This window comes from Mycoplana sp. 10N416 (genome assembly GCF_056394765.1).
Genome location: NZ_JBFTIM010000001.1, coordinates 393,190 through 411,415, shown reverse-complemented (window position 1 = coordinate 411,415; position 18,226 = coordinate 393,190). Strand labels below are relative to the sequence as shown.

Annotated in this window: 21 protein-coding genes; 10 read left to right on the top strand and 11 right to left on the bottom strand. The window is 64.2% G+C overall.

Going from position 1 to position 18,226, the window contains the following annotated elements:
• Window positions 1-31: 31 nt before the first annotated feature.
• The 3 genes from AC1DDS_RS01945 to AC1DDS_RS01935 all read right to left on the bottom strand — a co-directional run bounded on the left by AC1DDS_RS01945 (window position 32) and on the right by AC1DDS_RS01935 (window position 2,838).
• The gene (locus AC1DDS_RS01945; protein ID WP_477477744.1) at window positions 32-1,507 is read right to left on the bottom strand and encodes a protein adenylyltransferase SelO; all 1,476 of its coding nucleotides are present in this window, start codon (window positions 1,505-1,507) and stop codon (window positions 32-34) included.
• A 163-nt stretch (window positions 1,508-1,670) separates the two neighbouring features.
• Entirely contained in the window at window positions 1,671-1,868 is a 198-nt protein-coding gene (locus AC1DDS_RS01940; RefSeq protein ID WP_477477349.1) for a hypothetical protein, read from the bottom strand.
• A gap of 13 nt (window positions 1,869-1,881) precedes the next feature.
• On the bottom strand, window positions 1,882-2,838 hold the full coding sequence (locus AC1DDS_RS01935) for a homocysteine S-methyltransferase family protein (RefSeq protein ID WP_477477348.1): 957 nt from the start codon (window positions 2,836-2,838) through the stop codon (window positions 1,882-1,884).
• Window positions 2,839-3,160: 322 nt separating this feature from the next.
• On the opposite strand from AC1DDS_RS01935, the gene AC1DDS_RS01930 reads away from it, so the two are divergent.
• A complete protein-coding gene (locus tag AC1DDS_RS01930) occupies window positions 3,161-3,796 on the top strand; it encodes a TetR/AcrR family transcriptional regulator (RefSeq protein ID WP_477477347.1) in 636 nt (211 codons plus the stop codon).
• Between the two features lie 64 nt (window positions 3,797-3,860).
• On the opposite strand, the gene AC1DDS_RS01925 is transcribed toward AC1DDS_RS01930, so the two are convergent.
• The 5 genes from AC1DDS_RS01925 to AC1DDS_RS01905 form a co-directional block, all read right to left on the bottom strand.
• The gene (locus AC1DDS_RS01925; protein ID WP_477477346.1) at window positions 3,861-4,247 is read right to left on the bottom strand and encodes a PIN domain-containing protein; all 387 of its coding nucleotides are present in this window, start codon (window positions 4,245-4,247) and stop codon (window positions 3,861-3,863) included.
• A 31-nt stretch (window positions 4,248-4,278) separates the two neighbouring features.
• Window positions 4,279-4,518, bottom strand: a complete 240-nt coding sequence (locus AC1DDS_RS01920; RefSeq protein WP_477477345.1) for a FitA-like ribbon-helix-helix domain-containing protein — start codon at window positions 4,516-4,518, stop codon at window positions 4,279-4,281.
• A 65-nt stretch (window positions 4,519-4,583) separates the two neighbouring features.
• A complete protein-coding gene (locus AC1DDS_RS01915; protein WP_477477344.1) occupies window positions 4,584-6,677 on the bottom strand; it encodes a S9 family peptidase in 2,094 nt (697 codons plus the stop codon).
• A gap of 260 nt (window positions 6,678-6,937) precedes the next feature.
• Window positions 6,938-7,516, bottom strand: coding sequence for a YceI family protein (locus tag AC1DDS_RS01910; protein ID WP_477477343.1), 579 nt, complete (start codon window positions 7,514-7,516; stop codon window positions 6,938-6,940).
• Window positions 7,513-8,139: a cytochrome b gene (locus AC1DDS_RS01905; RefSeq protein ID WP_477477342.1), complete on the bottom strand. Its 627-nt coding sequence runs from the start codon at window positions 8,137-8,139 to the stop codon at window positions 7,513-7,515. Before AC1DDS_RS01905 ends, AC1DDS_RS01910 begins: the two co-directional genes overlap by 4 nt.
• Before the next feature lie 169 nt (window positions 8,140-8,308).
• On the opposite strand from AC1DDS_RS01905, the gene AC1DDS_RS01900 reads away from it, so the two are divergent.
• Window positions 8,309-9,046, top strand: coding sequence for a polysaccharide deacetylase family protein (locus tag AC1DDS_RS01900; RefSeq protein ID WP_477477341.1), 738 nt, complete (start codon window positions 8,309-8,311; stop codon window positions 9,044-9,046).
• Between the two features lie 9 nt (window positions 9,047-9,055).
• Here the strand turns inward: AC1DDS_RS01900 and AC1DDS_RS01895 are convergent, their stop codons facing one another.
• Window positions 9,056-10,177: an AI-2E family transporter gene (locus AC1DDS_RS01895; protein WP_477477340.1), complete on the bottom strand. Its 1,122-nt coding sequence runs from the start codon at window positions 10,175-10,177 to the stop codon at window positions 9,056-9,058.
• A 182-nt stretch (window positions 10,178-10,359) separates the two neighbouring features.
• On the opposite strand from AC1DDS_RS01895, the gene AC1DDS_RS01890 reads away from it, so the two are divergent.
• On the top strand, window positions 10,360-10,749 hold the full coding sequence (locus AC1DDS_RS01890; protein WP_477477339.1) for a DUF930 domain-containing protein: 390 nt from the start codon (window positions 10,360-10,362) through the stop codon (window positions 10,747-10,749).
• A gap of 21 nt (window positions 10,750-10,770) precedes the next feature.
• Here AC1DDS_RS01890 and AC1DDS_RS01885 read toward each other — a convergent pair whose 3' ends face one another.
• Window positions 10,771-11,646 (bottom strand): VOC family protein, encoded by an 876-nt coding sequence (locus AC1DDS_RS01885; protein WP_477477338.1) that lies wholly within the window; start codon window positions 11,644-11,646, stop codon window positions 10,771-10,773.
• 322 nt (window positions 11,647-11,968) lie between these two features.
• On the opposite strand from AC1DDS_RS01885, the gene AC1DDS_RS01880 reads away from it, so the two are divergent.
• From AC1DDS_RS01880 to AC1DDS_RS01865, 4 genes are all read left to right on the top strand, one after another.
• Window positions 11,969-12,379 carry a universal stress protein gene (locus AC1DDS_RS01880; RefSeq protein ID WP_310414446.1) on the top strand — a complete coding sequence of 137 codons (411 nt, stop codon included), beginning with the start codon at window positions 11,969-11,971 and terminating at the stop codon, window positions 12,377-12,379.
• 125 nt (window positions 12,380-12,504) lie between these two features.
• The gene (locus tag AC1DDS_RS01875) at window positions 12,505-12,825 is read left to right on the top strand and encodes a TraR/DksA family transcriptional regulator (protein ID WP_310414444.1); all 321 of its coding nucleotides are present in this window, start codon (window positions 12,505-12,507) and stop codon (window positions 12,823-12,825) included.
• A 287-nt stretch (window positions 12,826-13,112) separates the two neighbouring features.
• Window positions 13,113-13,763 (top strand): PAQR family membrane homeostasis protein TrhA, encoded by a 651-nt coding sequence (gene trhA / locus AC1DDS_RS01870; RefSeq protein WP_310414441.1) that lies wholly within the window; start codon window positions 13,113-13,115, stop codon window positions 13,761-13,763.
• 80 nt (window positions 13,764-13,843) lie between these two features.
• Window positions 13,844-14,371 carry an N-acetyltransferase family protein gene (locus AC1DDS_RS01865; RefSeq protein WP_477477337.1) on the top strand — a complete coding sequence of 176 codons (528 nt, stop codon included), beginning with the start codon at window positions 13,844-13,846 and terminating at the stop codon, window positions 14,369-14,371.
• A gap of 102 nt (window positions 14,372-14,473) precedes the next feature.
• Here the strand turns inward: AC1DDS_RS01865 and msrB are convergent, their stop codons facing one another.
• Window positions 14,474-14,881, bottom strand: coding sequence for a peptide-methionine (R)-S-oxide reductase MsrB (gene msrB / locus AC1DDS_RS01860; RefSeq protein ID WP_477477336.1), 408 nt, complete (start codon window positions 14,879-14,881; stop codon window positions 14,474-14,476).
• Window positions 14,882-15,093: 212 nt separating this feature from the next.
• On the opposite strand from msrB, the gene AC1DDS_RS01855 reads away from it, so the two are divergent.
• From AC1DDS_RS01855 to AC1DDS_RS01845, 3 genes are read left to right on the top strand one after another with little or no spacing between them, the layout of a single operon-like run.
• On the top strand, window positions 15,094-17,430 hold the full coding sequence (locus AC1DDS_RS01855; protein WP_477477335.1) for a putative monovalent cation/H+ antiporter subunit A: 2,337 nt from the start codon (window positions 15,094-15,096) through the stop codon (window positions 17,428-17,430).
• Window positions 17,427-17,843 carry a Na(+)/H(+) antiporter subunit B gene (locus AC1DDS_RS01850; RefSeq protein ID WP_477477334.1) on the top strand — a complete coding sequence of 139 codons (417 nt, stop codon included), beginning with the start codon at window positions 17,427-17,429 and terminating at the stop codon, window positions 17,841-17,843. Before AC1DDS_RS01855 ends, AC1DDS_RS01850 begins: the two co-directional genes overlap by 4 nt.
• Window positions 17,843-18,220 carry a Na+/H+ antiporter subunit C gene (locus AC1DDS_RS01845; RefSeq protein ID WP_310414425.1) on the top strand — a complete coding sequence of 126 codons (378 nt, stop codon included), beginning with the start codon at window positions 17,843-17,845 and terminating at the stop codon, window positions 18,218-18,220. The genes AC1DDS_RS01850 and AC1DDS_RS01845 overlap by 1 nt, the downstream gene beginning before the upstream one ends.
• Window positions 18,221-18,226 lie beyond the last annotated feature (6 nt).

The following is an 18,226-nucleotide window of genomic DNA, read 5'->3' as shown; positions in this document are numbered from 1 at the left end:
CGGATGAGCCGCGCGCGCGGTAACCTCGGCCTCAGGTTCCGCAGAACGTCTGCAGCACCTCTTCACCGGGTTTCGGCGGCTCGGCATAGGAGGAAAAGGCAGGCTGATCCTCGAACGGCCGCGCCAGCACGTCGTTCAGCGCCTCGAACAGCGAAAAGTCCTGGTCCTCGGTCGCTGCGGCCAGCGCTTCCTCGACCTTGTGGTTGCGGGGGATGAAGGCCGGGTTGACGGCGCGCATGATCGTGGCGCGCTGATCCGGCAAGCGCTCGTCGCGCGAAAGCCGCTGCCGCCAGCGGGAGAGCCAGGGCCCTGCGGATTGCGGATCGGCCAGCAGCGAAGCAAAGCCCGCATCCGCGCCTTCACCTGCCGCAGCATCCGAAAGCCTGCGGAAGGAGAGCGTGAAATCCGCCTTCTGCTCGTGCATCAGCGCCAGGAAGGCGCGGATCAGGTCGGTGTCCTCGTCCTCCTCGTCTTCGCCGAGCCCGAGCTTGGCACGGATCACCGCCTTCCATTGCTCCTGGAACCGCTCCATGAAGCGGGACACCGCGTCGTTTGCGAGATCCACCGCCTCGCCGGGCGTCTCGTGGATCAGCGGCAGCAGCGTCTCGGCGAGCCGGGCGATGTTCCACTGGCCGATCATCGGCTGGTTGCCATAGGCATAGCGCCCCATCTGGTCGATCGACGAGAAGACGGTGCGCGGGTCGTAGGTGTCCATGAAGGCGCAGGGGCCGAAATCAATGGTTTCGCCCGAGACCGCCATGTTGTCGGTGTTCATCACCCCATGGATGAAGCCGACGCCGAGCCAGCGGGCGATCAGCCTGGCCTGCCGCTCCGCCACCGCATCGATCAGCTTCAAATAGCGGCCGTCCGCGCCGGCAAGTTCGGGATAGTGCCGGCCGATCACATGGTCGGCGAGCGCGCGGATGCTGTCGGTGTCGCCGCGGGCGGCAAAATACTGGAAGGTGCCGACGCGGATATGGCTCGCCGCGACACGGGTGAAGATCGCGCCGGGCAGGATCGTCTCGCGATAGACCGGTTGGCCGGTGGTCACCGCGGCAAGCGCCCTTGTCGTCGGAATGCCGAGCGCGTGCATCGCCTCGCTGACGATGTATTCGCGCAGCACCGGGCCGATCGCCGCCCGCCCGTCACCGCGCCGCGACCAGGGCGTCTGCCCGGATCCCTTGAGCTGGATGTCGCGCCGTGCACCGTCCGGGCGGATCACCTCGCCGAGCAGGATCGCCCGCCCGTCGCCGAGTTGCGGTACGAACTGGCCAAATTGGTGGCCGGCATAGGCCATGGCGATCGGCTCGGAGCCGGCAAGCAGCCGGTTGCCGGAGAAGACCGCAGCCCCATCGCGTTCGAGTGCATCGGCATCGAGACCCATCTCGAGCGCCAGCGGTCGGTTGAACTTGACGAACCGTGGGGCGGCAACCGGCGTGGGTTCGGTGCGCGTGAAGAAATTCCCCGGCAGCCGCGCATAGCTGTTGTCGAAGGCGATGGGAGCCAGCTCCTGCTGGGTGAGATTTGGCGCGGTTTCGGTCATGGATGGGCTCGCAGGCGATCGTGGGTACGGTTGTGCTACCCTATTAGATAGGAACGCACGGCGCGAGCAAAAGTACCTGCGACAGGTGGGTGGCCCTTGCCCGGGCCACCCACGACGGTTGGGCGGGCTAGTGGCCGGCCGTGCGGCAGCGAGCCGGCCTGCGCGGCAGACTTGGCAGGTCGCCCTCGCAGACGAGCTGCTCCTTGAGCCCGTCGGTCTCTGGCAGCTCGATAGGCCCGCAGCCCCAGTCGTAGTTCGCTCGCTCGAGCCATCCGCCGAACAGGCGTCCCAATAACCCGCGTGGTCGATGGTCAGTTGTCGTCATGAGTGTGTTCTCCTCATGCGCTCATCGCCGGCTGTGGCAGGCACGCCGCGCAGATGGCGCCGATGTGTCGATGATCCGTTCCGCAGCACCCGCCGAGGACGCGCAACTGCGGCATGCGGCGGACGAGGTCCTGATAGCGGCGGCCGAAATCGATCGGGTCGCCTGCATCCAGCGTCTCGCTCTCGTCGAGCTCCTGGTGGCTTTTCGTCGAGGCATTGGCACGGATGCCGCCAATGCGCTTGATCCAGGTGCTGTCATCGTCGAGGGCGTCCTCGAAATGCGTGGGATGCGCACAGTTGACCATGTAGAACACGGGATAGGCACCGGTCGCCGCATCGACGGCCTCGATCGCCTCCTGCATCGTCCTGCCGGTCACGATCCTGCCGTCGGTCTCGACGGTGAACCCGATCACGCAGGGGATTGCAGCGGCCCGGGCCGCCCGCGCAACGCCGATCGCTTCGTCGATGTTGGTCAGCGTTATCGCGCTGATCATGTCGGCGTCGGTGGCGGCGAAGGTTTCGATCTGCGGGCGGTGGTAGGCCTCCGCTTCCTCGGCATCCATGGTGCCGGCCTTGTAGCCGTCACCACGCGGACCCATGGCACCGTTGATGATGATCGGTGCGCCCGGCCGCTCGTACTCGTCACGCAACTGGACCAGGAGCGCGACAGCTTCCTCGTTGACGCCCCGCAGCGCATCGCCGTCGTACCCGAGTTTTGCCGCCCAGTCCGAGTTGGCGCGCCAGGTCGCCGTGTCGAGCACGAAGCCGGCGCCGGCGCTGCGGGCGATGTCGAGGTAGCGGACGTAATATTCTTTCAGCTTCCGCCGGCCTTCCGGCGTCACCAGAAGCACGAACGAGGCGAAATGCGGCAGTTCAAGTCCTTCATGAAAGATCAGCGTCGTCTCCATGCCGCCATCGGTGAGGAAACGTCCGCCCTTGGTCAGCGGCAGGTCATGTCTGTATTTTGCCATAACTGTCTCCACTCGTTCCAATTCCGCTTCGGAAAATTGCAGAGCCGCCCGTTCATCCGAACGGTGCCAACGAGACCCATGTCATGATTTTTGTTATATCGCTTTCGGTGCTTCGTCTGGGTGAGAACCCACGTATTCCGAAACGCGCGTGGATTTTTGCCTGTTTTTCGCCTGTAAAACTAGGCGACTTGTGGTCAAGCGGACCGAAGAAAATTGTATATTAGCAATTAATCAATTGCTTGCGCCACGCTTTCACGCCAAAGTTGGCGCCGCAGGGCTGGCGTGAGGGGAGAGAACTGTACCGCCGGTACTGGAGGCGACGATGCGCAAGGGCGAGGAGACGCGCGCGAGGATTCTCGATGTGGCCGAAGCCGCCGTGCTTTCCAAGGGGTTCGGCGCGACCTCGATCGAGGAACTCATCGTCGAGACCGGCATCACGAAAAGCGGTTTCTTCTATCACTTCCACGACAAGAACGAACTGGCGAAGGCCCTTCTGGAGCGCTACGTCGAAAACGATACGAAGATCTACAACGAGATCTTCGGGCGCGCGCGCGAACTGGCGGACGACCCGCTGCAGGCCTTCATGCTCGGCCTGAAGCTCTTGTCGGAACAGCTTGCCGACCTCCCGCGTGGTCATCCGGGCTGCCTGGTCGCCACCTTCTGCGTCTACGAGCGGGCCTACGATCGCGACATACAGGAAATCAACCGCCAGGCGGCACTGATGTGGAGGCGCCGGTTCCGCGGCTATTTCGAGGAGATCATGGCGGTCTATGCGCCGCGCGAGCCGATCGACATCGACCAACTCGCCGACATGGTCTCGACGGTGCTGGAGGGCGGCATCGTCATGTCGAAGGCGCTGAGAGAGCCGAAGAGCCTGTCCAGACAATTGCTGGTGCTGCGCGCCTTCGTGAAGATGCTGTTTCGCGGCGGTGAGGGGCGAAGGCAGTTCGATGCCTAGGGGAGATTTCGGCCATCAAGCACAGGTCGGCTGGAGGTCCGACTTTAATGGCAGATGCGGACATCTATTCCGTCGTGAAGGGATTGACGACAGCCACACCGGCTGCCTCGAACGGTGCCGTGTCTCGCGTGGCGACGGAAAATCCGTGAGCTGCCGCAATGGCGGCGATTTGACCATCGGCAAAGCCGATGGCTTTCCCGGAAGCCCGTGTTCTGCCGAGCAGCGGGGCGCAGAGCTTTGCCGCCCTTTCGTCGAATGGCAGAATTCGCGTGCCGAACAGCGTTGAGAGCAGGTCTGCGAGCGCAGCTCCCAAGCCGTCCTTGCGCCGGCCATCCGGCAGGATCTCGATGCCGACAAGCAGTTCCGCGAGGCTGGTCGCAGTCAGATAGAGACTCTCCGGATCCTGGCGGTCGAGCCAGGTCAACACTGCGGGATTGCCGGTAAGCTTCATCGGCTCCGAAACGACTTCGTATCGAGAATGATCATTCGAAATCTGCCGGTTCGATCGGCGGATGCCTCTCGATCCGATCAAGGTCGATACCGCCGTATTTTTCCCCGAACGCTTTCAGCGCGGTGCCGATCTTCATCCGAGCCTCGGGATTAACCGCGTTCTCGAGGATCTCGCGGATCTCCGCCTCCGTGCTGCGACCGTTGCGTGCGGCGCGCAGCTTCAGGGCGCGATGCGTTTCTTCCGGCAGATTGCGAATGGTGACGGCCGCCATGTACGCTTCCCCATCTGAAAGACGACGATATCATGGTCGCCAAGTGATATCAAATCGGGCGAGGATCACATCTTCCCTGCCACCTTGATCGCAAACGCGTATTCGAAGGCGATTTCCTCCAGCCGCTGGAAGCGCCCGGAAGCGCCGCCGTGGCCGGCGCCCATGTTGGTGCGCAGCAGGATTGGCGCGTCGCCGGTCGCCTTTTCGCGCAGCTTCGCCACCCACTTGGTCGGCTCCCAATAGGTGACGCGCGGGTCGGTCAGGCCGGAGAGCGCGAGGATCGGCGGATAGGCCTTGGCCTCGACATTGTCGTAGGGCGAGTAGGAGGCCATCAGTTTGTAGAAGTCCGCGCTCTCGATCGGGTTGCCCCATTCCGCCCATTCCGGCGGCGTCAGCGGCAGCGTGTCGTCCAGCATGGTGTTGAGCACGTCGACGAAGGGCACGGCGGCGATGATGCCGCCAAATTTCTCCGGTGCCATGTTGGCGATGGCGCCCATCAGCATGCCACCGGCCGATCCGCCCTCGGCGACGATGTTCGCGTAGGAGGTGAACTTCTCCTGATTCAGATAATCGGCTGCCGCGATGAAGTCCTTGAAGGTGTTGGGCTTCTTGTCCATCTTGCCGTCTTCGTACCAGGAAAAGCCCTTCTCCTTGCCGCCGCGGATATGGGCGATGGCATAGACGAAGCCGCGGTCGACCAGCGACAGGCAGTTGGTGTTGAAGCCGGCAGGGATGGAGATGCCGTAGGCGCCGTAGCCGTAGAGCAGGCAGGGGGCCGAACTGTCGAGCGGGGTGTCCTTGCGGTAGAGCAGCGTGACCGGCACGCGCTCGCCGTCATGGGCGGGGGCGAAGACGCGGCGGGTGACGTAGTCGTCGATGTTGTGACCGGAGGGAACCTCCTGCGTCTTCAGGAGTGTCCGCTCGCGCGTCGCCATGTTGTAGTCGTAGAGTTGCGACGGCGTCGTCATCGACGAATAGGAGAAGCGGATGACGTCGGTGTCGTACTCGGCCGCCCCCGAAAGCCCGAGCGAATAGGCCTCCTCGGCAAAGGCGATTTCATGCTGCTTGCCGGTCGTGCGGTCGCGCACGATGATGCGCGGCAGTCCCTCGTGGCGCTCCAGCCACACGAGGTGGCGGGCAAAGGCGAGATGATTGAGGATCAGCGTGCCCGACCGGTGCGGGACGACCTCGGTCCAGTTCTCGCGGCCCGGCGCGTTGATGGGGGCCTCGCAGATCTTGAAGTCCTTGGCGCCGTCGGCATTGGTCAGGATGAAGAAGACGTCGCCGCCCTCCGTCATCGAATACTCCATACCCGTGTCGCGCGGCGAGACGATCGCCGGTTCCGCCAGGAGGTTCTTGGTCGAGAGCAGCCGGTATTCGCTGGTCTCGTGGTCGTGGATGTCGATGTAGATGAAGTCGTCGAGCAGCGAGCCGCCGACCGACATGAAGAAACCCGGATCCTTCTCCTCGTAGACAAGCCGGTCCTGCGATTGCGGCTCGCCGAGGATGTGGTGGTAGATCTTTGACGGGCGGTGGTTCTCGTCCTGCAGCGTGTAGAAGAAGCTCTTGCCGTCCGGCGCCCAGGCGCCGCCGCCGGCGGTGTTCTCGATCGTGTCGTGGCGATCCTCAAGGGTGGCGAGATCGCGCACCTTCAGGGTGAAATATTCCGAACCCTTGTCGTCATAGCCCCAGATGCCGAGTGAATGATCCGTGCAGTGGTCCAACCCGGACAGCCGGAAGTAGCCGCTGCCCTCGGCCTCCTTGTCGCCGTTGAGCAGGAGCGTCTGCGCGCCGCCGTCGCGGGGCTGGCGGAAATAGCGCGGCTGCTCGCCGCCGGTGACGAAGGACGTGCCGTAGGCAAAGGGGCCGTCCTTGACCGGCACGGAGCTGTCATCCTCCTTGATGCGACCGCGCATCTCCGCGAAAAGCGTCTTCTGCAGGTCCTTCGTATCCTCCATCGCCGCTTCCATGTAGGCGTTCTCCGCCTCGAGGTGTGCGCGGATCTCCGGATCGAGGATGGAGGTGTCCTTGAACATGGCCTGCCAGTTGTCGGCGCGGAACCAGGCGTAGTCGTCGGTCCGGGTGATGCCGTGGCGCGTGTCCTCGACCGGCTTTTTCGTGGCGATCGGGGCGGCGGGCAGATTCTTGAAGGCGGCCAAGGCGGTACTCCGGCAAATCGGGCAAGGATGAAGCACAGAGATAGAGGCCAGCGCCGGCCGCATCAAGTCACCTTCCATCGAAGCAACGGAGAACGGGGCGTTTCCTATAGCCGTCATGCCGGACCTGATCCGGCATCCAGTGCGCGCAAGTCCTTGCGCGCGGGAAAAGCGCCTTTCGCGCCGCGGACGCGGCGCGGCTGGATGCCGGCTCAAGGCCGGCATGACGGGGGATAGGTGTTGCGGTCCGACAATTCGCCCTATCACCGCCGGTCGCCGCGGATGTCCATGTCGAACTTGACGACGTTGAGGTAGATCGGCGTGCCGACATCCATCTTGTAGCGAGACCGATAGACGTTGCCGGTCACGTTGAAGGCGATGGCATTGCCCTTGAGGCCCTGCAGACGCACGGCGAACTGTTCGCGATGCGTGATGCCGCGGGCGGTCAGCATGCCGTCGACGACGGCCGTGTCCTGGCTGGTCTGGCGCACGGCGGTCGAGCGAAAGGTCACGGTCGGATAGGCTTCGGCATCGAAGACGGCGCTGGAGCGCAGAAAATCAGCCATGCGCTGTTCGGGCGTGGCCACGCTCTGCGGATAGAGCGTGAAGGACACGGTGGAAGCGCCGACGCTGTTGCCGTCGATGCGCAGGCGTCCGGCAAACTTGGTGAACTTTCCGTTGATGCCGCCGCCGCCGACCTGGTCGACCGTGAAGCGGATCTGCGACGAGCCGCTGATGTCGTAGGTGCCGGCCGCCTGCGCCAGTTCGGGCGCCGCGGCCTGCGCGGCGGAAGCGCAAAGAAGCGCAGGGAGAACGAGCAAGGTCATGGCGACGGATTTCATTGCTTTCTTCCTTCTCTTGGCGCCGGCTGCGGGGCAGGGGAGGCCAGCCGGACGTTCCCACCTTGCGGGCCCTTCCGCCCCAGCATGCGCAACAGCACCTCGTCGTGGCGGACGAAGTGATGGTAGAGCGCGGCCGCGACGTGCAGTGCGGCGAGCGCCAGCAGCAGATAGGCCGTGCTCGCATGGACGAGCGACCAGAAGTTCTCGCCCGCCTCGCTGCGCCCGAGCGGCAGCGGCGGGATCACCACCAGTTCGAAGAAGAAGGTCGGAATGTTCAGCGGCGTGGTGGAGGCGACCGCCCAGCCGGCAACCGGAACGACGAGGCAGAGCAGGGCGAGGCCGAGGTGGGTCGCAAGCGACGCCCGCCGCTCGATCGGCCCCAGGGTCGGCACCGGCGCGGGATGACGGGCGGCGAGCCAGTGCAGACCGTTCAGGACCGCCAGCCCGAGAACGACGAGCCCGACCGACTTGTGCCACTGGTAGAGCGAGAACTGCAGGGCGGGATCGATCGCCGTCCGGCGCATGATGAAGCCGAGGCCGAGCAGGCCGAAGATCAACAGTGCGATGAGCCAATGCAGGCCGATCGTCCAGAACCCGTATTCGTTCACCTGATGACGCCGCATGATCCCGGCCTCCATTGTCCCATACAGACACTTAAGGGCTGCCGATTATTCCGCGCACATGTGCCGCTGGCCGCCTCCGTGACGCGCTTCGAGCGGAATGCCACAGTCTCGGCGCTTTCGTGCCCGATGGAAAGCGCCACAACCCCTACGGCCCCAAAGGCGTCGCCTCATGTATCGTCTCCTTGTTCCCTTCGCCTGTGCGCTTTCCATCACTGCGTCGGCAACGGCTGCCCCAAGGCTGGTCGAGCCCAGGCTGCACGTCGGCAAGGGACATGGCGGTCCCGCCCACGTCGCGCTGACATTCGATGCCTGCATGGGCAAGGTCGACATGCGCATCCTCGACGTTCTGCTGCGCGAAAGGATCCCTGCGACGATCTTCGTCACGGCGCGCTGGCTGCAGCACAATTCGCAGGCGGCCGCGTTGTTGCGCGCCCATCCCGACCAGTTCGAGATCGAGAACCACGGCGCCATGCACGTGCCGGCGGTCGACCACCCGGCCTCGATCTACGGCATCACCGCGGCGGGCTCGCCGCAGGCCGTCGCCCGGGAGGTCGAGGGCGGCGGCGATGCGATTGTGGCGACCGGCGCGCCGCAGCCCCATTGGTTTCGCGGCGCCACCGCCAAATATACCGCATCTTCGATCACCGAGATATCAAGGCTCGGTTACCGGATCGCCGGCTATTCGCTCAATGGCGACGACGGGTCGCTGCTCGAAGCAAGCGCGGCCGAACGGCGGATCGCTGCGGCGCGCGACGGCGACGTGGTCATCGCGCATATCAACCAGCCGACCCACGCCGCCGGCGCCGGCGTTGCCAAGGGCATCCTGGCCCTGAAGGCGAGGGGCGTCCGGTTCGTGCGGCTCTCCGATGCCGACGCCGACAGCGAACCTGTTTTGCCCGCCTTCTGACGAGCCTGCTCAGCTGGGCAGCTCCGGCTGTATCTTGTCGTCCGAGCGCAGCTCTTCGGCGATCGTCATGCCGATGATCGACAGGGGCAGCGCCAGCATGGCGCCGGCCGCACCCCACATCCAGCTCCAGAAGACGATGGCCGTGAAGATGATGAAGGCATTGACCTCAAGCCGGCGGCCCATGATCGACGGCAGCACGAAGTTCTCGATCACCAGATGCGTGCAGAAGAAGGCCAGTGCCGGGGCCAACCCGGCCAGCACCGTCTCGTGCGCTAAAAGGCCGGCGGCTGCGAGCGACAGCGTCATTACGGCCACGCCAAGAAACGGCACGAAGGAGGAGACGAAGGCGAACAGCCCCCACATCCACGGCACGCCGAGATTGCCGACATAGGCGATCAGGGTCGTTATGATCCCGAGCGCGCCGTAGGCGAGGGCGGCGGTGGCGAAATAGTAGCTGAGCGCCCGGTCGATGGCGTTCATGACGCGGATCGCCGTCAGGCGCTGACCGCGCTCGGGAAAGGCCAGGATCAGCATGCGCCGCAGCTTCAGCCGCCCCGACAGAAAGAGGACGAGGGCGGCAAAGAAGATCAGCACCTGCACAAGCGCCGGCGTGACGCCGGCCGTGATGATGCCCAGCAGGCTTCCGGCCTTTTCCAGAAGACCGTCGAGGGTGACCGAACCGGTCATGAAGGCCCGCGGGTTGATGTGCAGCCATTCGAGCTTGTTCAGCAGCGGCGTGACCCGGTCGATCGTCGCATTGACGATGTCGGGCGCTTGGCCGGCAAGGCGCATGAGCGGCCCCGACAGCGTCGCCGCCGCAAAGAACAGACCGGCGGCGAAGGCGCTGGCAAGCAGGAGTGCGGTCGGCAGGGGCGGAATACCGAGGTCGTTGAGCTTCTCCGCAGCCACGGCAAGGATCAGTCCGGTGACGACCGCCAGCGTCAACGGTATGAGGATTGGTGCCATCAGGTAGATCGCCCCCAAGGCCATCAGGACGAAGATGCCGACCGTCGCCCAGCGTGCGGCGACCGTCACATCGCGCCCGTCGTCCGGCACCGAATCCGTCGGTGGAACGGCCGGTGGAATGGTCTGTGATCCGTTGGTCTCGCTCCTGGTCAATCTCCTGTCCATGGCGGCCTCCCCTCTCGCTGCGGCGGTAACGCGCGGCGGCGAATACGGTTCCCCGCAGGAGCAAGACGCTTCGGGAGCATCTGCGTCCATTTTGCCTCAGGGGGCGAATTTCACGTCTCGACTCTCAATTGCCCCATTTCGGCCGCATGCCGCCCGTTCCCAACACAGGAGTGATTCTGCGAATGAGAACCGCCATCGCCTCGATCGTGATAGCCTGCGCCATTGCGCCCTCCGCGCATGCCATGGATGCGCGGTTGCGGGGGCAACTCGCCAAGCTCGATCCCGAGACCCGTTTCGAGCAGCGTTGCGACATGGAAGCCATGGATCGCATCAAGGCGGCGAAGCTCGGCTACAGGCCGGACAAGGTGATCGCCTATTCCTTCGGCGACGCCGGCGCTGACGGCAACCTTCTGAAGACCAAGGGCGCGGTGTTTCGCAGCGAGGGCGAATGGTATCGGCTCGCCTTCAAGTGCGAGACAACGCCGGATCGCTTCGACGTCACCGCCTTCAAGTTCCGCATTGGCGAGAAGGTGCCGCGCGAGGACTGGGACGCGCACTATCTCTACGACTGAGCTGCCGTGAAATGCAGCCCGTCAGGCCGACAGCTTCAGACCGATGCCCCATGGGTCGATGAGCGAGATTACCTCGCCGTGGCGGGTCGTCGGGATTTCCAGCTTGTCGAGCGACTGGGCCGCCTGCTCCAGCCGGTCCTTGCTGCTGAAGCGGATCGTGTAGTCGGCAAGGCCGGTCATGTGGGCCTCGCGCTTGGCCGCGCCACGCGAGTTCCAGACGTTTGCGCCGATGTGGTGATGGTACTTGCCCGAGGCGAAGAAGCTGGCACCGGGATAGCGGGCCATCAGGTCGAGGCCGAGCACGTCGCGGAAGAAGGTATCTGCCTGCGGAATGTCGGAGACCTGCAGGTGGATGTGGCCCATGGCGGAGTCCTCCGCCAGTCCAGTCCAGCTGTCTTTCGGCGCCTCGTCGTAGAGCTTCTGCAGATCCAGCGGCAGCGTCGCCATCTCGACCATCCCGTCGTTCAGGTAGTGCCATTCGTCACGCCCGCGATCGCGATAGATCTCGATGCCGTTTCCTTCCGGGTCGTCCAGGTAGATCGCCTCGCTGACGAGGTGGTCGGAGGCGCCCGTCAGCCGCACGCCGCTGTGGGCTGCGTGGGCCAGCCAGCGCGACAGTTCCTTGCGGCTCGGCACCAGGAAGGCGTTGTGAAACAGGCCGGGAGTGCGCCGTGAGGCGCGCGTGGCGTTGCCTTCCGTCGTCAGCGTCAGCAGCGGTCGTCCACCTACACCGAGCGTCTGGCCCGAGGCGCTTTTGTCGAGAACAGACAGGCCCATCACCTTCTGGTACCAGTCCGACGTCAGCGGCAAGTCGGTGACGACGAGATGCGAATGATCGACATGTGCCGGCATGTTGGCGGCGTGATCGGGCGAGGAAAGCGCCGAGGCTGCGGTCATTTGTGTTCTCCAGTTCGACGTCGTGGTACGCCCCTTGGTATCGGCGGCGGCACCGGGTCGGTTTCGACGAAACCGTTCTTTGGAATGCAATATGGCCGCCTGTCACCGTTCGGAAAAGATGACGAATCGGTGAAATATTGTCAACGCAGCGTTGACGGCCTCTACATTTGGCTCCGGCACCTCACGCTTGTCCGATTGATGCAACCATTTGTTTTGCGGTTCCGCTGCCACCACACAGATTTGTCTTGATCCCTGTCAATGCAGCGCGCAGTCTCCACGGACAAACCTGCTGCATCCAATCAATCTGGATAGGGAGCCAGGCATGTACAAGAAGATCATCGTTCCCGTGGCCATGGACCAGTTGGAACGCGGTGAGCAGATCCTGCGCAGGGCAGCGGACCTGCTGGCAGACGACGGTGAAATCGTCCTCGTCCATGTGATCGAAGCGGCCACCGGCTATCTCTCGATAGAGTTCCCGGCCGCCATGGTCGAGATGGAGATCAAGCAGGCCGAGGAGCGTCTGGGCCGGATGCGGCAGGATCTCGGCATTTCCGCCCTCATCGACATCCGCTATGGCGGGAGTGCGCGTCAGATCATTGCCGCAGCGGAGGAGCACGAGGCCGACCTGATCCTGATTGCATCGCATCGTCCCGGATTGACCAACTACCTGTTGGGCGCAACGGCGGATCGGGTTGTACGCCACTCGCCGATGTCCGTTCTCGTCGATCGCTAGGCATATTCATGTGAAGATCGAATTCGATCTTCTCACAGAGTGCGCAGCTTTAGGCCCGAAGCGGGCCGATACAGACGGATCCTGCGACGGTGCCGCCGGGCAGGAATAGTCAGAAAGGAAAGTCCATGCTGGATACCGCACTATTCAAGGACAGGCTTGTCGGCCGCAAGCACGAACTCTACCGCCGTCTGCACAAGATCGAGGGCGATCTGGAGGCCACCCCGAATCCCGACGCCGAAGAGCGGGCGACCGAGCGGGAAAGCGACGAGGTTCTCGAGGAAATCGGCAATACGGGGCTTGATGAACTGGCGGCGATCGATGCCGCACTCGATCGCATCGAGGCCGGGACGTTCGGCATCTGCCCCAAGTGCGGAAATCCAATCTCGCCCAGGCGGCTCGAGGCCGTTCCCCAGGCGGCGCTCTGCGAGGAATGCATCAAGAGGTAGGCGCTGCAAGCCGTGATCGTTCGATCATCGCAGGAGCCGCTCCAAGGTCCTGGAGCAGCGACGGCGACGCACCGAACAGTTACAGCCGTTACCAAAAAGTGAAGCGAGTTCCGGCACTTGGCCCGCAATCGGCCTTGATGATGACACGCGCAACCGCCACCATGACACTTTCAACAGGTCCCGATCCTCGACCCCAAGCGGGAAGGTCGGGAATCTATGGCGCCTATCTCACGATGCGCCTTCGCGAAGTGTGAACAAGCGGCATGTATTCGCGTGGAACGGTTCGCATGGAACCCGTAAGTTTCAGATGGCAGTACGATCGCCATGAACTGATCGCCGATGGCATCGTTCATGGCGTCGGCGTCGTGCTTGCCCTGGTCGGGGTCACGGCGCTCCTCTTCTACGCGACGGTCTGGGCCACGAGCGGCCAGCTTGCCGCAGCCTGGATCTATGGCGTCGGCCTGGTCCTCTCGCTCGGCATTTCCTTTGCCTACAACCTGTGGCCGGCATCGAACGTCAAATGGTACCTGCGGCGGTTCGACCACTCGGCGATTTTCGTTCTGATCGCCGCGACCTACACGCCCTTCCTGCAGCGCGGCTGGGACGATCCGATGCTGGCGGGCATGCTGGTCGCGGTCTGGCTCATCGCGGCTGCCGGGACCGCGCTGAAATTCTTGCGCCCCGGACGCTACGACCGAATGGCGATCATCCTGTACCTCGCCATGGGCTGGAGCGGCATCATTGCAGCCGATTCCCTCTTGGAGATGCTGCCGGAGACGACCATGGCCCTGCTCCTGATTGGCGGCGTGCTTTACTCGGTGGGAGTCGTCTTCTTTGTCTGGCAGAGCCTGCGGTTCCAGAACGCGATCTGGCACGGCTTCGTCGTCGCCGCAGCGGCCGTCCACTATTCCGCCGTCGTTACGTGCGTCAGTGCCTGAGGGCACCGCGGTTCTCAACGTGCGTGCTACACCTATATGATCAATCGACAGACCCAACCGAAACCGTGAGGTCAATTGTGATGGAGCAAGCGACGCTGATCCGTGACGCGCGCGAAGAGGATATGGCCGCGGTGATGGCGATCTACAACGATGCCGTCGCCAACACGACCGCGATCTGGAACGACGCGCTCGTCGATCTCGACAACCGCATCGAGTGGTTTCGCGGCCGCCGTGACCGCGGCTTTCCCGTCGTCGTCGCCGAACTGCACGGCGAGGTGGTCGGCTATGCAACCTATGGCGACTGGCGCGCCTTCGACGGCTACCGCCATACCGCCGAGCACTCGATCTATGTGCACAAGGACGCGCGCGGCAGGGGGATCGGCCGGCAGTTGCTCGCACACCTGATCGACCGTGCCCGGTCCTCCGGCATCCATGTGCTGATCGCCGGCATCGAGGCGGAGAACGACGCCTCGATCAGGCTGCATGAAGGCTTCGGCTTTCGTGTCGTCGGCCGCTTCAAGGAGGTCGGCACGAAGTTCGGCCGGTGGCTGGACCTGACGTGCATGGAGCTGTGCTTGCAACACCCCGATGGGCGAGCAAGCGGCTGAGCCTGCCATGGTTCGCCTAACGGTGCACGCAGCCTGAGGCGGGCGGAATCAGTTTTCAAGCCCGGCTGCGCAAGCCGCTGATATTGCCGATTTAACCGGCCGTCATTCTTGCGAAAATGTCAGCGCCACGCCGTTCATGCAGTAGCGCAGACCCGTCGGCGGTGGGCCGTCCGGGAAGACGTGGCCCAGGTGGGCGTCGCAATCGGCGCAACGGATCTCGGTCCGGTCCATTCCATAGGACACGTCACGGTGGCTGGTCACCGCACCCGGTTCGATCGGCTGGGTAAAGCTCGGCCAGCCGGTTCCGGAGTTGAACTTCGCCTGCGAACTGTAGAGCGGGCGATCGCAGCAGACACAATGATAGGTGCCTGTCTTCGAGCTGTCGAAGTCCGGGCTGGAAAAGGCCCGTTCCGTGCCGTGCTGCCGGGTGATCCGGTATTGATCCGGCGTCAGCAGCTGGCGCCACTCCTCGTCCGTCTTGACAACCTTCAACTGGACATTGTCACTCATCGGAGCCTCCTTTGCGCATGATCCATGTAGGGTTCTGGCGAATGAAATGCAATCGAGCGGGATTTCCGTTGCGTCGCGTTCAAAGGGACGCGCACGAAAAAGCCTCGGCCTTGCTTTTCAAGGGTGGCGATTTCGGCCATACCGACATAGAACGAGCCCATTGATCCATCAGGGGATTCGGCGCTGGTTCGGGAGAGGGTATGCAAACAGACATGGCATTGACGTTTGTCGCCTTCTGTCTGCCGTTCCTCGGTGCGCTCGCCGCCCCCTTGCTCACCCGTATCCTGGGGCATCGCGCCGCCTGGCCGCTCGCGCTCTTTCCGGCGGCGATCCTCTGGCACTTCACCGGCTTCCTGCCCGAGGTCTCGCGCGGTGAGATCGTCACCGGCGGTTACGACTGGGTCCCGTCCTACAATGTCAGCTTCTCCTGGCTGATCGACGGCCTGTCGCTCACCTTCCTGCTGCTCATTTCGGGTATCGGCACGCTGATCGTCCTCTATTCCGGCGGTTATCTGCGGGGACATCCGCATCAGGGGCGCTTCTTCTCCTTCATCCTGATGTTCATGGGCGCGATGCTCGGGCTGGTGGCCTCCGACAGCTTCCTGATGCTGTTCGTGTTCTGGGAACTGACCTCGATCACGTCCTTCCTGCTGATCGGCTTCGATCATGCGCGCGAGGCCTCGCGCCGCGCCGCGCTGCAGGCGCTGGTGGTGACGGGCGGCGGCGGCCTGTTGCTGCTCGCCGGCCTGCTCGTCATCTGGAACGTCACCGGCGTCACGCAGCTTTCGCTGCTGTTGTCGTTTGGCGAGGAGATCCGTGCGAGCCCGTTCTACCTGGCGATTCTTCTGCTGGTGCTCGGTGGCGCCTTCACCAAGTCCGCGCAGTTCCCCTTCCATTTCTGGCTGCCGAACGCGATGGAAGCGCCGACGCCGGTTTCCGCCTACCTGCACTCGGCGACGATGGTGAAGGCGGGCGTCTATCTGCTGATGCGGCTCAATCCCGTCCTCGGCGGGACCGCGCCCTGGGAGACGATCCTGCCGGCCTTTGGCGGCCTGACGCTGCTCGTCGGCGCCGTGCTGGCGATCCGGCAGACCGACCTGAAGCTGATGCTCGCCTACACCACCGTCGCCTCGCTCGGCCTGCTCGTGCTGCTGACGGGATTCGGTTCGGAGCATGCGGCGGCGGCCGCCGCGCTCTACCTGGTGGCGCACTCGCTCTTCAAAGGGGCGCTCTTCATGGTGGCCGGCCTCCTCGACCACGAGACCGGCACGCGGCACATCACCCGTCTCGGGGGTCTCGGCCGCGCCATGCCGATCACCTTCGCCGCGGCGGTGTTCGCAGCCCTGTCGATGGGCGGCCTGCCGCCGTTCTTCGGCTTTCTCGGCAAGGAGGAGGTCTATACGGCCCTTGGCGGTGGCGACCTTCGCGCGATTGCGTTTACCGCCGCTGCCGTCATCGGCAATGCGCTGATGGTCGCCGTCGCCTTCGCCATCGCCATCAAACCGTTCCTCGGGGCGCAGGTCTCCACGCCGAAGACGCCGCATGAGGGGCCGTTGCTGCTCTGGCTCGGCCCGGTCGTTCTGTCCGTCTGCGGGCTCGCCGCCGGTCTTTTCTCCTCCTTCCTCCATCCGCTCATCTCCTCGCCGCTCGCCTCTGCGATTGCCGGCCGGCCCGAGACCGTGACGATCCCGGCAATGCCGCATGCCAGCGTCGCCCTCTTGCTGTCGGCGGTGACGGTCGCGGTCGGCATCGGCCTGCTTGCTGGGTTCGACCGGGCGCGCGCGGCCGCCGACAGACTGGTCAACGACATCGGCTGGGGACCCGATCGCGGCTTCGATCAGTTCATGACCGGGCTCGTTCGCTTCGCCCACCGCCTGTCGCGCCTGCTGCAGCCGGGGCTGATGGAAACCTATCTGACGGTCACCTTCGTCATGGTGGCGTTGGCGCTTCTGCTGCCGCTGGCCTGGTTCGGCGAATGGCCGCGCCTGCCGATCTGGCCGGCGGACGCACAGTTCCACGAGCTTGCCGTGATGGCGCTGGCGCTGCTCGGGGTCGGCGGGGTGCTGACGGCGCGCAACCGGCTGAACGCGATCCTCGCGCTGGGCATCCAGGGCTTCTCGGTGGCGCTGCTGTTCCTGCTCTTCGGCGCGCCCGACCTGTCGTTCACCCAGTTCATGGTCGAGACGCTCTCGGTGGTGATCCTGACGCTGGTCATGACTCGTCTGCACCTGCAGCCGCGCGATGCCCGGCCGCTGTCGCAGAGAATCCCCGATGCGGCGGTCGCGATCGCCTGCGGCCTCGGCTTCTGCCTCTATCTGCTGCGCGTCACCCAGGGGCGGTTCGATCCGCTGCTCACCGATTTCTTCAATCTCTACTCCAAGGCGATCGCCCACGGCGCCAACGTCGTCAACGTGATCATCGTTGATTTCCGTGGCACCGACACGCTCGGCGAAATCGCCGTCGTCATGACGACGGGACTTGCGATCCTGTCGCTGATCCGCATCCGCAAGCCGGCGGCAGAAAACCGGAAGGAGGAGATGCGCCGATGAACACCGTCATCTTCCGGACCCTTGCTCCGTTCCTGACGGCGCTGATGCTGCTCTTTTCGGTGTTCGTGCTGCTGCGCGGCCACAACGAACCGGGCGGCGGCTTCATCGGCGGACTGATTGCCGCCTCCGGGCTTGCGATCTACGGCATCGCCCGCGGCATCCAGCCGGTGCGCCAGGCGCTGTGGTTTCATCCGATGACGATCGCCGCGATCGGGCTCTTCCTCGCCTGCATCGCCGGCCTGATCTCGATGTTCGCCGCCGTGCCGTTCATGACGGGCCTGTGGATCACGCCGTCGCTGTTCGCCGTAGAGATCCCGCTGTCGACTGTCATGCTGTTCGATTTCGGCGTCTACCTCGTCGTCGTCGGCGCGATCACCTCGATCGCGCTCGCGCTCGAAAGGGAGGACATCTGATGGAAGCGCTGTTCTCCGTCCTGATCGGCATCTTCTTCGCCGCGGCGGTCTATCTGATGCTGTCAAAATTCCTGGTGCGCATCCTTCTCGGCGTCGCGATCCTCGGCAATGCCGTCAACTTGCTGCTCTTCACCACCGGACGCATCGTCCGCGAGGTGCCGCCGATCATTCCCGCCGGCCTCGACCGGCAGTTCGCCGTGACCGCCAACCCGCTGCCGCAGGCACTGATCCTGACGGCGATCGTCATCTCGTTTTCGTTCTTCGCCTTCCTGCTGGTGCTTTCGTATCGCGCCTTCCAGGATCTTTCGACGGACAATGCCAATGAAATGCGCGTGGCCGAGCCTGAGGCCGACAGCGCGCCCCCGACCGGATATTAGGACTGC